Annotated in this window: 2 pseudogenes; one reads left to right on the top strand and one right to left on the bottom strand. The window is 61.9% G+C overall.

Features of this window, described 5'->3' with window-relative positions:
• Positions 1-431: 431 nt before the first annotated feature.
• A pseudogene (locus A2I95_RS39610) lies at positions 432-1,037 on the bottom strand (CoA transferase); the annotation flags it as partial.
• A gap of 18 nt (positions 1,038-1,055) precedes the next feature.
• Between A2I95_RS39610 and A2I95_RS39605 the strand changes: the two are divergent.
• Positions 1,056-1,236, top strand: a pseudogene (locus A2I95_RS39605) (tetratricopeptide repeat protein); the annotation flags it as partial.

The following is a 1,236-nucleotide window of genomic DNA, read 5'->3' as shown; positions in this document are numbered from 1 at the left end:
CCCCTTGATCGCATGGGCCAAGGCAAACTCAGGCGCCGACTTCAGCACCGCGCCAAGATGATCTGCAGTGACAGCGGCGTGGGCCAGAACCCCCATCTGCACGGCATTCCAATCCTGCAGCGCCGCTGCATCGGTCAGGCTGCTGTCTTGGCCGAAAATATCATGCATCATGGGAGTCCAATCTTTCTCAAATTAAGCGCGGGTTCCGTGTCCTGATGAAAGAGTAGTTCATCGGATTGGTCCGGGCGAACCCCGCTCGCGGTTTGGTGATGGCCTGTGTGTGCCTGACAGTCAAATTCGCCGGATGTGTAAGATTTCCGGGGAAATTTTTGCAAGCGGAAGGGGTAACGGGCGGCGAAATCATCGCCGTTTTGGCGGTGATTTGCCGGAAATTGTAACACTTGGCGGAAAGCCGCCGCGGATCTGCGTGGTCACGGGTCTCCAAAGGGGGCGCTTGCCCCCAGAATCTCCTCTGTCGCCTCGCCGCAGCGGGGCGGCGCATGGCGGTATGTTACCGGCGTGCGGGAGAAATTCAGCGGGTTGCCCAGCAGTTTGACCGGGCCGGCTGCGGTATCCATGCCGATGGCCATTTCGCGGGCCGCGACCTGACCGGTGGCAAACAGCGTCTCCAGATTCTGCACCGGGCCGGCGGAAACCTTGCGGGCGTCCATCGCGCCCAGAACCTCATCCGTGGTAAAGCGCTGCACCGAGGGGATCAGGATCGCATTCAATGCGTCACGGTGCTGCAGCCGGGCCGGGTTGGTGGCAAAGCGCGGATCCTCGGCCAGGCCTTCCAGCTTGAGGAATTCCATGAAGCGCTGGAACTGGCTGTCGTTGCCCACCGCAAGGATCACATGGGCGTCCGAGGTCTCGTAAACGCCGTAGGGCATGATGCTGGGATGCTCATTGCCGCGGCGTTTGGGGTTCTGGCCTGTGTTTAGATAGGCGACGCCTTCGTTGATCAGCCAGGCGATCTGCGCATCGACAAGGGCGAGATCAATCTGCTGGCCTTCGCCGGTCTTTTCGCGGCGCTGCAGGATTGGAATGCCGTGCAGATGGGGGTTCTGGCCCACGCCGCTGTCACTGCAGATCATCTTGGCGCGGTGCTGAAGTCGGCGCCTGAGTTTGCCTTGGCCCATGCGATCAAGGGGCTGTCCCTGCTGATGCTGGGCCGCAGGGAACTGCTGCCGACCGCGCAGGAGGCCTTGCGCGACGCCAAGGCGCAGTACGAGGGCG

This window comes from Leisingera sp. F5, from assembly GCF_001593695.1.
The sequence above is the reverse complement of the archived record's forward strand: the minus strand, read 5'-3'. Positions and strand labels throughout refer to the sequence as shown.